We start from the raw sequence: 12,321 nt of genomic DNA on the forward strand, positions 1-12,321 counted from the left end.
AACGATTCCGCTGAAAATGATAGTATATCTCATCAGAAGAACGATGGTATGTTGTACAACACATCAGCTAATGAGTCCCCAGTTAGTCTTTTTTCTGAAGATTTTGCTCAAACGTTCGTTCAGTATACGGTTGGTTTCGTCCGTCAAATCGGGGTCTTTGTCCAATAATTCATTTGCTATATCCCGCGCGTATTGAAGTATCTGACCGTCTGTAGCCAAACTGGCAATTTTCAGATACACCCCTTCCCCGCTTTGCTGCGTTCCATCCAGATCACCGTGCCCTCTTAAGCGAAGATCGGCCTCGGCTATTTCAAAACCATCGTTAGTGCTAACCATGATTTCCAACCTTTTTCGGGTGTCATTGCTCAGTTTGTAAGAGGAAACCAACACACAATAAGACTGTTCGGCTCCTCGCCCAACCCGTCCGCGCAATTGATGTAACTGAGAAAGCCCGAAACGCTCGGCACTTTCTATTACCATAACCGAAGCGTTCGGCACATTTACGCCAACTTCAATAACCGTGGTAGCCAACAACATATTTGCTTCGCCTGATATAAACTTTTGCATTTCCGCGTCTTTATCCGCTGCCTTCATTTTGCCATGCACCATGCAAACCTTGTATTCAGGAAAAACTTCTTTAAAAATCTCGAAGCCCTCTTCCAGGTTTTTATAGTCTAATTTTTCACTGCCCTCAATCAAAGGATAAACAACATAAACCTGACGTCCTAACTGAATTTCCTTTCTCAGGAAATCATACAACTGCGCCTTTTTATTATCATATCGATGCAAGGTTTTAATCGGCTTTCGCCCGGGAGGCAGTTCGTCTATCACCGAAACATCCAGATCACCGTAAAGCGTCATGGCCAATGTGCGCGGAATAGGTGTTGCGGTCATCACCAACACATGGGGGATGACCGAATTCTTTGTCCACAAACGCGCGCGTTGTTCAACACCGAATCGATGTTGCTCATCGATTATGGACAGTCCCAACGATGAAAACACAACCGTCTCTTCAATCAAGGCATGTGTTCCTATCACAATTTGTATTTCTCCGGAAGCAATCGCGGGCAATATCTTTTCTCGTTCTTTTTTCTTTGTCGAGCCGGTCAACAAAGCAACTTTGATAGGCATATCCTTGAGAAACTCCATAATTGTGACATAATGCTGATTCGCCAGAATCTCGGTCGGAGCCATTATGCAAGCTTGATAGGCGTTGTCTACCGCCAGTAACATGGATAATAAAGCAACCAAGGTTTTTCCGCTTCCTACATCACCTTGTAACAAACGATTCATCTGCCTGCCACTCCCCATGTCCGCGCGTATCTCACGCACAACACGTTTTTGCGCACCAGTCAATTCAAACGGCAGATAGTCTTTATAAAAGGTATTGAACATCTCTCCCACATTGGGAAACACAATCCCTTTCAGTTTTCTTTTCCGCATCGTAGCCGTACGAAGCGTGTTTAATTGCACAAAGAAAAGCTCATCAAATTTCAGGCGGAGCTGAGCAGACTTTAAGGCTTCGGCCGAGTCAGGAAAATGAATATTACGTATAGCTTCCGGCAACGACATCATACCTACCCGATCGAGCAGATGCCGCGGAAGAGTTTCAGGAATATCCCAGTTCAACGATTTAAGCAGTGAGTATTGCAGGTTTTGAATCGCTTTGGAATTCAGAAAAGATTTCTTCATCTTTTCTGTTGTATTATAAAATGGAGTGAGCCCTCCTGCTACTTGTCCGCCTTGCTCTATCGGATCAATCTCGGGATGTGCTATGTTATAACTGCGTCCAAACTCGGTAGGCTTTCCAAAAACAATATACTCCTTATTCAGTACGTATTTATTCTTAACAAAGGCCACTCCTTTAAACCAAACCAGATCAATCACACCCGATCCGTCTGCAAAGCGAGCAACAAGCCTTCGTGTACGCCCTTCACCCAGTGTTTCAAACGAAAGAATACGTCCTTTCAATTGGATATAAGGCATTGATCCGTTAATCTCGGCCACCTGATAAAAACGACTACGATCTACATAGCGGTAGGGAAAGTAATACAACAAATCTTCATACGAAGATATGCCGGCCTCCTTTACCAGAATATCCGCTTTCTTAGGACCTACTCCCGGCAGATAGGAAATCGAACGTTTATCCAGATCAAGCATATAACATAATTCCCCTTTATTATCAGACTATATATCCAGTAACATTTTAGCGTATAACAGATCAGTCGCTGTTGTTATCTTAATGTTTTCACGATTACCTTCCACTAAACAGATTCGTCCTCCGGCAGCTTCTACAACTGAAGCGTCATCGGTAAACGTATCCACGTAAGGTTGCTTGTAAGCCGAATGTAAAAGCGCAGACACAAACACTTGCGGAGTCTGCACTGCGCAATAAGAATTCCTATCCACCGGAAAACTATTCTCTCCTTCCCGCTTACGGATAGAATCAACAAGAGGTACAACCGGTATGGCAGCACCTGAGGTAGCCGCTTCTGCAAAACAGGCCGATATGATTTCGGGCGTAACAAAAGGACGTACACCATCATGCACCGCGATCAAACCGGGTTCATGTATCTCCTTTAGTCCGTTCAACACAGAATGAAAACGGGTTTCTCCCCCAGTTACTACCCGATGAGGGACTGTAAAGTTTAATTCCGCGCACAACATCCTCCAATAGGCTTGATGCGATTCGGGCAATACCAACAACAATTCAACGGTGGCATCCCATGAATAAAACACATTCAGCGTATGCATCAACAAAGGCTTATCTTTTAGTGGGATAAACTGCTTAGGGAGGTCGGCGCCCATTCTAAGCCCTTTGCCACCGGCAACAATCAGCACATATTTTTTCATTACTCCAGCTCTTCCAGTATCTTTTTCACCTCTTCGTCCACTTTGAAAAGTTTTTCTTTGCAAAGTTTTATCAATCGGGCAGCCTCTTTTACGCGTTCGGCAAGAAGATCTACATCCAGCTCTCCTCTTTCTATATCGGCAACGATTTCACGTAATTTAGCAACTGCCTCATTATACGTTTCATTTCCTTTTCCCATATATTGTTTTATTTTTTATTTATCGTAGTAACCACTCCCTCTACTTCGCCATCGGCAAAGCGAGTAACAATTGTTTCGCCCGGAGCAAAGGCCGATGCGGATTTAAGTATTTTCCCCTCTTTCAACGTCAGCGTATATCCCCGTTTGAGAATATAATCGGGAGAAGCCATTGTAACAAACTGCTCCGTCAATTGCAAAAACTTTTTATTTTCCGCCAAATGCTCGTCTGCCAATCGCTGAATCTTTCTGAAACGGTCATTGGTCGCTGTTTTATGAGTTGCCAGAATATTCAATGCCATAACAGGCAATCTGGAAAACAAAAGCTGCATCAACGTTTTTTGTTCTGCAAGTTTCTTATCAGTACTATAGATCAATCGATCTTCCAAATCGCTCACTTCATCAGCGGCAAGCTTCATTTGTCCGATAAGAAATTCGGCCACGGCAGTAGGTGTTTTCATACGAGTATGCGCTACCATATCCAACACCGTTTCGTCGCGCTCATGTCCGATACCCGTAATAACAGGCAATGGAAATTGGGCGCAATTGGCGGCCAACAAGTAGGAATCAAAACAACTCAGGTCTGAGCTTGCTCCTCCTCCACGGATAATCGCGACCACATCGAAACAATCCGCATTGGCATAGATACGGTCTAATGCGGAAATAACAGATTCTTCGGTTTTATCGCCCTGCATCAAGGCCGGAAACAGCTTAATATAGAATGGAAACCCCGGCTTGTTGTTTGACAGCTGATTAAGAAAATCCTCATAACCGGCAGCAGTGGGCGAAGTAACCACCGCGATACGCCGCGGCAAAACGGGAAATTGCAATTCTTTATTTAAGGTAAATATACCATCCGCTTTCAGCTGATTGACAATTTCCATACGCTTGCGGGCCATATCACCCAAAGTATACGTCGGGTCGATATCATAAACCGTAAGACTAAAGCCATACAACTCATGAAACTCGACGGATACGTTGACCAACACGGTTAGTCCCGACACAAAAGCCTGACCCGTTTCCTTTTCAAAATAAGGCTTCAACATACCGAATGTTTTCGCCCAGATGGATCCCCGGGCTTTAGCTACGATCTGTCCGGTCTGCTCATTTTTTTCCACAAATTCCAGATAACAATGCCCTGAGGCATGATTAACCCGTACGTCACTCGTTTCTGCACGCAACCAGTAAGTTTCAGGGAAACTCTTCTGCACCACCAACTTGAGTTGCAAATTAAGTTCACGCAGCGTAAGAGGCTTACTTTCCGGCTGATTATCTGGATAAGGAAACATGATTATGTTCTATTTTATAGGCTTTAAACACATCCGGAATACCATATCCAAGTTCGGCGTCTGGACGTTTATATTGACTGGAAGATTCTCTTAACAGATCGATTATTTCATAATTGCTCAACCAAGGCAGCGCCTGCCACAGGCAAACACCCAACCCGGCAAGAATCGGTGTGGAAAAAGACGTTCCGTTCGCATATCGTATATCTCCCAAAGGACCAATCACACAGCTACCTGTTCCCAAAGCCACCACGTCGGGTTTCACACGATAGTCTGACGTAAAACCGATAGAACTGAAAACACTTCTTTTTTTATCCGAGGTAATCGACCCTACAGTAAGAATGCCCGCAGCATCCGATGGAAAAGTAATTTTACCCCAACTTCCGTTCCCTTCATTTCCGGCACTACAAAACAACAGGATACCTTTTTCAGACGCAAGTTGCGCCACACGACTTATCAATGCGGTGTTGCCATCCAATGCAGTCTGGCAATAGCCCATTCCTTCCGCATCATACGAAAAATACCCTAAAGAAGAAGAGATAACATCTACCCCTGCGCTATCTGCAAATTCAACAGCCGCTGCCCAATAATCCTCCTCAACAGGAAATTCGGATCTACTGTCTTCACTCTTTATTAACCAATACGACGCTTCGGGCGCGGTTCCGATCATTAATCCGGTTGTATTCGCTGCCATGCAAGACAGCACCTTTGTGCCGTGATCATCACCCACATAAACGCTCTCTTCGGGCAGAACAAAATTGCGGGTTCCCAAAATATTCAATGATTTAAAAACATCGATTGTATTTACATTCAGAAAGCCGGCATCTATAACAGCAACCATCATATTTTTTCCACGGTAACCTTTTTCATGCAGTTTGATTCCGTTCAGCATTTTTATCTGATTATAGGCATAGCCATAAGGTTCGTCCAGCAGTTCGTCTTTAGCCTCATTCCCTCCGGCCGGCGTTTCCGGAATTTCGCAAACTCCTCCGCCAATTTCGCCTTTCCACACCCATTTCACGGAGTCTACTATTGATAATTCTTTCACCTTTTCAACCGCAAGGCTATCCATACATTCTACCACAACCGTGGCCAACCAACGGCTGTGCACCACCGGAACTACTCCGGCAGACACTAAAGAGTCAATATATAGTTGTGAAACAGGCAGATCAACTTCTGTTACGGCAATATTCCGTTTCAAACGACGGGCAATCGCTTTTTCCGAAAGAAACTCTTCCGGCCGGTCAACTGAAAACTCGCTTGCACCTTTGTCTTTCAGATAAACCCGAAAACGATACATCTCATCCGCTCCGACTTCAAGTGTTAATAAAGTCAGAAGCAACAATAATCCCAAACCCCTTATACTACTCATCCTACCAGTTTAACTTATATGGTTTTCACGACAAAGATAAACATCCTCCTGAAATGAAACAATTTAAGAATCTCTTTTGATTTTTATTAGCATAAAAAAACCCGGACTCTCATCAAGCCCGGGTTTTTCTTTTTAAACAAAAAAGATGCCTTTTATTCCGGATTAACCACAATAGGTATCTCTCTTTTAACACTCTGGCGTAAAGAGATTAATGTTTCGGTAGCATTTACCCCATCTATTTCCTGGATTTTCGAATTCAACAACTCCATTAGATGCTCATTATCACGGGCATACAACTTAATCAACAAGGTATATGGGCCTGTAGTAAAATGACATTCCACTACTTCCGGTATTTTTTCAAACTCTGGAACTACATCTTTATACATAGAACCACGTTCCAATTTCACACCAATATAAGTACATGTGTTATAACCCAATATTTTCGGGTTGATATGATAACCAGAACCCGTAATCACATTCATGTCAACCATACGTTGAACACGCTGATGAATAGCGGCTCTCGAAACACCACAATCTTCAGCTACGTCCTTAAACGGGATACGGGCATTTTTAGATATAATATTTAATATCTGTCGGTCAAGCTTATCTACTTTTTCCATATAAAGAAAATTACAATTTAATATACTATTGGTTAATAGTATCAAAAGTATATATAAAATCCAAACTTCACAGCATTGTGTAAGAAAAAAAAGTTAATTAAACGATAAAAGCAGATAAAGCACCCCTTATTCGGCAACTTTATCTGCTTTTAAAATAGAACGTCCCGTTAGGGATATTCGTTTTTATTTTAAAATTTCAAGTAGTTCTACTTCAAACTTCAATGTGCTGTTTGGTTTGATATCGCCACCTGCACCACGTTCGCCATAAGCCAGATCAGAAGGGATCCAGAATGTATATTTAGAACCAACAGGCATAATCTGAAGTCCTTCAGTCCATCCGGCAATTACCTGAGTAACGCCAAATTCAGCAGGTTCACCACGTTCCAAAGAGCTGTCAAATTTTGTTCCGTCCAATAAAGTACCTGTATAATGAACTTTCACACGATCTTCGGCAGTTGGCTTCGCGCCTGTACCTTCTACTTCTACTTTATATTGCAATCCGCTTGGAGTAGTGATTACGCCATCTTTTGTTTTATTTTCTTCAAGGAAAGCAACTCCTTCTTCTTTCGTTTTAGCTGCTTCTTTTGCAGATGCCTCAACGAAATAAGTTTGCAGATAAGCTTGTGCGTCTGCCGGTGACATTTGTGTTGAATCCCCTTTAATTGCCTGAACAAATCCGGCGATCAATGCATCGATATTAGCTTCACCGCCAGGCAAAGTTTTTAGATTTTCTTTATAGCTTGCTCCGGTATTAACACCAATAGCATAGCTTGCGCTATCTGCTCCGGTTTTGAGGTTAGCACTCTTTTTAGAGTCGCATGATGTGGCCGAAACGCCCAATGCTACAACAGCAGTAGCAATTAATACACTCATTTTTTTCATGTTCTATCTTTATTCTTTTTATTTTATAATATCCAATAATTCTACATCGAAGATCAATGTGCTATTAGGACCGATCGAGCCACCGGCTCCTTGTTCTCCATAAGCCAGATCAGAAGGAATGAACAGTCTCCATTTCGAACCTACTTCCATTAATTGAAGCGCTTCAACCCAGCCGCGAATTACTTGCGAAACACCAAAAACAGCAGGTTCGCCACGTTCTACCGAACTATCAAACACTTCGCCGTTAATTAATGTACCATGGTAATGACACTTCACGCTATCTGTAGCAGTAGGCTTAGCTCCTGTTCCTTTTGTTAATATCTGATATTGTAATCCACTGGGCAGTGCTACAACTCCAGCTCTTCCTTTGTTAATTGTTAAAAATTCCTCTCCGGCCTTTTTATTGATTTCCAAACTCTCTTGTTGAAGTTTCACAAAAAAATCATTGATAACTTGTTTCGCTTCATCGTAACTGATTTCAGGTTTTTCATCCGATAAAATGTGTTTCAAACCTCTTACAAAATCTTCTACATTTAATTCTTTAATGCCGGAGTTTTGGAAATTATTCCCAATACTTAAGCCAAGAGCATAACTTACTTTATCCATTTTTATTATCCTACTAATTATAAGCCACAAAAGTAATGCTTTTAATCACATAACGTTACAATTAAGTATTCTTTTTTAGAACTTGGGTTGTTTAATAAATAAAATTTCACGGCTAATAATAAGAAAACGTGTCCTTTGTTATTTCATTTATATCCTTTCCTTTTTCACATATAACCTTTATTTTTCTTTTTCCACAGTTGTCGTCATGTTTTTCTATATCTGTGGTAAAGTTTTTCCACAACTGTAGAAAGCTTTTTCTATATATATGGAAAAAGGAAAATAAAGGTTATAAAAGTTATTTGGTTCTAATCATTTTCCTCACGGAAAGTATGTTCAGAAAGTCAGTTCCACAACACAATCGATTTCCGCAGGAACCGCGCCAAGCTTTAAAACCAATCCGTCTTTATCTTGTGTAAATTTAACGGCTGTTTTGTCCTTAAACAAAACCGCTTTTTTTATTTTTTTATCGGCTAAAGGGATAAACAACGCATTATCTTTCAGGTTCAGGATGTGAACATAGAGCTTATTTCCCTTCATTGTTGTTACACCCCAATCTCTTGGTGATACCAAACCTCCTCGCGTACCATAAATAGATTCACCGTAAACGTTCATCCACGCTCCTACTTCTTTTAACCGTTCGATGGCCACAGCCGGAATTCTACCATCGGGTTGTGGGCCTACGTTCATTAATAGATTGGCGTTTTTGCCGGCCGCTTTTACTAAGTAATGAATCAAATCCTTGGTAGACTTATAGTTTTGATCGGTCATTTTATACCCCCACATGCCATTCATGGTTTCGCAGGTTTCCAACGGAAGAGCACTAATTCCGGATTCGCCCGAATATCCGGCTTTGTTCTCGCCCGGAAGGTCGCGTTCAAAGATTTGAATATCTTCGCCATCAAAGGGAACCACATGATGATTATTGCCGATCAGACAGGCGGGCTGAAGCTTGTGTATCAATTTATACTGTTCGGGAAGTTCCCAGTCGAACCCCGGATTTTGATCCTGATCCCAAAGTCCGTCAAACCAGATCGCGCCCACAGGGCCATAATTGGTTAGCAGTTCGGTCAGCTGGTTGTTCATAAACTGATAGTAGGTTTTCCACTCTCCGGTTGTAGTCCGCTCGGTGCCCAGTCCGGTTCTTCCACGCGGCGCATAATCATCCCGATACCAATCAATATGAGAATAATAAAAATGGAGTTTGATTCCTTGTTTATGGCATTCGTCGGCCAACTCTTTCATCACATCACGTTTAAAAGGAGTTGCCTTTACTATATTATAATCCGAATATTTCGTGTCGAACATCGAAAAACCATCGTGATGCCGACTGGTGAAGCAAATATATTTAGCTCCGGAAGCCTTAATGGCAGCTACCCATTCTTTGGCATCAAATCCGGCAGGATAAAAACCTCCGGCTTGTTTTGCGTATTCCGCGAAATTCAAATTTTTATTATGCATAACCCATTCTCCATCAGCCATCATGCTGTAAAGCCCCCAATGAATGAAGATTCCGAATTTATTATCCCTGAATGTTTCTCTTGCCTTCAGATTTTCTTCGGCAGGTTGATACTCAGACTGTGCAAAGGTTGGCAACAAACAAATCATGCCGGCCAACATACTCCATATAAAACGTTTCATAGGCAATAGTTTAGAATTTATTATATAAAGGTAAACAGTATTCAGATGCCTTTTAGTTCACATTCAAACTAAAATTATTTTCACGAAAGAGATAATACGGATTAAAAAAACCACTATCTTTACCGCGAATATTATTCAAGAGCTTTGATGAAGAAAGTGAAAATAACAAAATTCCATGCTCACGACCTGGTTAATAAAAAAAGCAGGCGTATTATACATGGACCTACTTTTACTGAAGATTAGATCATACTCCTCCCTTTTAGTTAGAGGAATGTAGGTAATGTATGTCTGCTTCACACAAAAATGAGGTATGTCATATTCATTCCTTCACAGTCACTCTATATTTCTTATTTAATAATTATTTATTTACACCATATTTATTCTCACACAGAATTGATATTGTAAGTGCGCATGCATGGTGTACACAAACGTGTATAAATGTGTCTAAATCATGAGTAATCTCAGAATATTATTAAACGGAATCATTAAAGAAAATCCAATATTTGTTTTACTGTTGGGTATGTGCCCCACTTTGGGAACCACAACATCCGCAATAAATGGTTTAGCTATGGGAGTAGCGACCACTTTCGTTATTATTTGCTCAAATTTCACAATTTCGGCCCTTAAAAATTTGATTCCGGACCAGGTTCGTATTCCCGGTTACATTGTCATTATCGCAACCTTTGTTACAATGCTTCAATTGTGTATGCAGGCATTTTTGCCTTCGCTATACGCCAGTCTCGGTATATTCATCCCGTTGATTGTTGTAAACTGTATTGTACTTGGACGTGCGGAGTCTTTTGCCGCTAAAAATAAACTAATCCCTTCAATCTTTGATGGCATCGGCGTAGGATTGGGCTTTACTTTTGCCCTTACCCTTCTCGGAGCATTAAGAGAATTGCTTGGTACAGGCAAACTCTTAAATTTCAAAGTAATGCCGGAAGAATACGGTTCCCTTATTTTTGTTTTAGCACCGGGTGCATTTATTGCACTGGGCTACTTAATTGCCATTGTAAACAAAGTAAAAAACATAAAAGCTTAAAAGCCACACGAACATGGACACACACATTTTTGACTTTCTTTTAAAAAACTTAGGTGAATTCTACAGTTATACAGGTTTTGCAAATGCTACACCTGGGCACATAATCATGATCCTGATCGGGTTAGTTGCTCTGTATCTTGGTATCGGGAAAAAATTCGAGCCTATGCTGCTCGTACCCATTGGGTTTGGTATAATTGTAGGAAATATCCCCTTCTATCCCGGAATGCAAATCGGTATATACGAAGAGGGATCTGTGATGAACATTCTTTATTACGGTGTAATTTATGGTGTTTATCCTCCATTGATATTCTTAGGCATTGGTGCGATGACAGACTTTTCATCGCTTATTTCCAATCCGAAACTGATGCTAATCGGTGCTGCTGCCCAAGTAGGGATATTCGCAGCCTATATGATGGCCTTGCAGTTCGGATATACAGCTCCTGAAGCCGGAGCAATCGGTATTATTGGGGGAGCCGACGGACCTACCGCTATTTTCCTCTCGTCCAGACTTGCTCCGGACTTGATGGGTGCTATTGCCATCTCGGCTTATTCTTACATGGCACTTGTACCGGTAATTCAGCCTCCTATCATGAAAATGCTGACAACAAACAAAGAACGCTTGATAAAGATGAAACCTCCCAGAAGCGTTTCTCGGTTAGAAAAGATAACATTCCCTATTGTAGGTATTATAATTACTTGTTTCATTGTTCCTTCCGGTTTGCCGCTGTTGGGAATGCTATTCTTCGGAAACTTACTGAAAGAAAGTGGCGTTACGAAACGATTGGCTGTTACGGCAAGTAATTCATTGATCGACGTTGTAACGATACTTATCGGACTTACGGTAGGAGCTTCAACCCAAGCTACTACATTTTTAACGGCTAAGTCAATTACGATCTTTGGTCTTGGAGCCGCTTCGTTTGTGGTGGCTACATTCTCCGGAATCTTATTTGTCAAGTTTATTAATATCTTCTTGAAAGAAGGAAACAAAATAAATCCGCTTATTGGAAACTCGGGCGTGTCTGCTGTACCTGACGCTGCAAGGGTATCGAATGAAGTAGGACAACATTACGATAAATCAAACTATTTGTTGATGCATGCTATGGGACCAAATGTTGCCGGTGTGATTGGCTCTGCAGTAGCCGCCGGTATCTTGCTTGGATTCCTCGCATAAGGATATAAAACAAGTATTAATTTAATTATAAAAATGGAAGAGTTCTTAAGCACTTTTATCAGGGCGATTTTTATTGACAACATGATTTTTGCATACTATTTAGGTATGTGCTCCTTTTTTGCGATCTCAAAGAATGTAAAAACCTCTCTGGGATTAGGCCTAACGATAGTATTTATTCTTGGAGTTACTGTTCCGATCAACTATTTGTTAGAAAAATATGTTTTAGTTGAAGGTGCGTTAGTATGGTTGGATGAGAGTTTCGCGGATACCGATCTTAGCTTTCTCTCATTGATTTTATTTATCACCGTAATTGCCTCATTTGTTCAATTAGCAGAGATGGTTATCGAACGTTTTCTCCCTTCTTTATACGCATCGCTGGGGATCTTCCTTCCCTTACTTGCGGTAAACTGTGCTATTTTAGGGGGTTCACTGTTTATGCAACAACGTGCTTTCCCAAATATCGGTACAGCTACCGTATATGGTTTAGGTTGCGGTATAGGATGGTTATTAGCGATTCTGGGAATGGCTGCGATCAGCGAAAAGATAACTTACTCTAACATCCCAAAACCATTAAGAGGGCTTGGTATAGCCTTTGTCATTACCGGTTTAATGGGATTAGGATTTATGTGTTTTTCAGGTCTTAAAATTTAATTATTG

The 12,321-nt window shown here is 41.3% G+C and carries 12 protein-coding genes; 3 read left to right on the forward strand and 9 right to left on the reverse strand.

Annotated features, from left to right (window positions below):
- Positions 1–63 precede the first annotated feature (63 nt).
- The 9 genes from recG to B9Y81_RS10060 all read right to left on the reverse strand — a co-directional run bounded on the left by recG (position 64) and on the right by B9Y81_RS10060 (position 9,451).
- Positions 64–2,160, reverse strand: a complete 2,097-nt coding sequence (gene recG, locus B9Y81_RS10020; RefSeq protein WP_085536808.1) for an ATP-dependent DNA helicase RecG — start codon at positions 2,158–2,160, stop codon at positions 64–66.
- Positions 2,161–2,187: 27 nt separating this feature from the next.
- Positions 2,188–2,853: a 2-C-methyl-D-erythritol 4-phosphate cytidylyltransferase gene (locus B9Y81_RS10025; RefSeq protein WP_085536809.1), complete on the reverse strand. Its 666-nt coding sequence runs from the start codon at positions 2,851–2,853 to the stop codon at positions 2,188–2,190.
- A complete protein-coding gene (gene xseB, locus B9Y81_RS10030; protein ID WP_085536810.1) occupies positions 2,853–3,050 on the reverse strand; it encodes an exodeoxyribonuclease VII small subunit in 198 nt (65 codons plus the stop codon). Before xseB ends, B9Y81_RS10025 begins: the two co-directional genes overlap by 1 nt.
- Before the next feature lie 8 nt (positions 3,051–3,058).
- Positions 3,059–4,336, reverse strand: a complete 1,278-nt coding sequence (gene xseA / locus B9Y81_RS10035; RefSeq protein WP_085536811.1) for an exodeoxyribonuclease VII large subunit — start codon at positions 4,334–4,336, stop codon at positions 3,059–3,061.
- On the reverse strand, positions 4,317–5,705 hold the full coding sequence (locus B9Y81_RS10040) for a S8 family peptidase (protein ID WP_085536812.1): 1,389 nt from the start codon (positions 5,703–5,705) through the stop codon (positions 4,317–4,319). The genes xseA and B9Y81_RS10040 overlap by 20 nt, the downstream gene beginning before the upstream one ends.
- Positions 5,706–5,857: 152 nt before the next feature.
- Positions 5,858–6,325, reverse strand: a complete 468-nt coding sequence (locus tag B9Y81_RS10045; RefSeq protein WP_085536813.1) for an Lrp/AsnC family transcriptional regulator — start codon at positions 6,323–6,325, stop codon at positions 5,858–5,860.
- A 183-nt stretch (positions 6,326–6,508) separates the two neighbouring features.
- Positions 6,509–7,207, reverse strand: coding sequence for a BamJ family beta-barrel-assembly machinery protein (locus B9Y81_RS10050; protein ID WP_085536814.1), 699 nt, complete (start codon positions 7,205–7,207; stop codon positions 6,509–6,511).
- Between the two features lie 18 nt (positions 7,208–7,225).
- Positions 7,226–7,813 carry a BamJ family beta-barrel-assembly machinery protein gene (locus B9Y81_RS10055; RefSeq protein WP_085536815.1) on the reverse strand — a complete coding sequence of 196 codons (588 nt, stop codon included), beginning with the start codon at positions 7,811–7,813 and terminating at the stop codon, positions 7,226–7,228.
- A gap of 333 nt (positions 7,814–8,146) precedes the next feature.
- Positions 8,147–9,451, reverse strand: coding sequence for an alpha-L-fucosidase (locus B9Y81_RS10060; protein ID WP_085536816.1), 1,305 nt, complete (start codon positions 9,449–9,451; stop codon positions 8,147–8,149).
- Positions 9,452–9,902: 451 nt separating this feature from the next.
- Between B9Y81_RS10060 and B9Y81_RS10065 the strand changes: the two genes are divergently transcribed.
- Genes B9Y81_RS10065 through nqrE form a run of 3 tightly spaced genes read left to right on the forward strand, consistent with a single transcriptional unit; the run spans position 9,903 to position 12,315 of the window.
- Complete coding sequence (locus tag B9Y81_RS10065; RefSeq protein WP_085536817.1) at positions 9,903–10,493, forward strand: RnfABCDGE type electron transport complex subunit E; 591 nt, start codon at positions 9,903–9,905, stop codon at positions 10,491–10,493.
- Positions 10,494–10,506: 13 nt separating this feature from the next.
- Positions 10,507–11,664: a sodium ion-translocating decarboxylase subunit beta gene (locus tag B9Y81_RS10070; protein ID WP_085536818.1), complete on the forward strand. Its 1,158-nt coding sequence runs from the start codon at positions 10,507–10,509 to the stop codon at positions 11,662–11,664.
- Between the two features lie 33 nt (positions 11,665–11,697).
- Positions 11,698–12,315 (forward strand): NADH:ubiquinone reductase (Na(+)-transporting) subunit E, encoded by a 618-nt coding sequence (nqrE, locus tag B9Y81_RS10075; protein ID WP_085536819.1) that lies wholly within the window; start codon positions 11,698–11,700, stop codon positions 12,313–12,315.
- Positions 12,316–12,321 lie beyond the last annotated feature (6 nt).

The sequence above is a fragment of the Massilibacteroides vaginae genome (assembly GCF_900178525.1).
Classification (GTDB): domain Bacteria; phylum Bacteroidota; class Bacteroidia; order Bacteroidales; family Tannerellaceae; genus Massilibacteroides; species Massilibacteroides vaginae.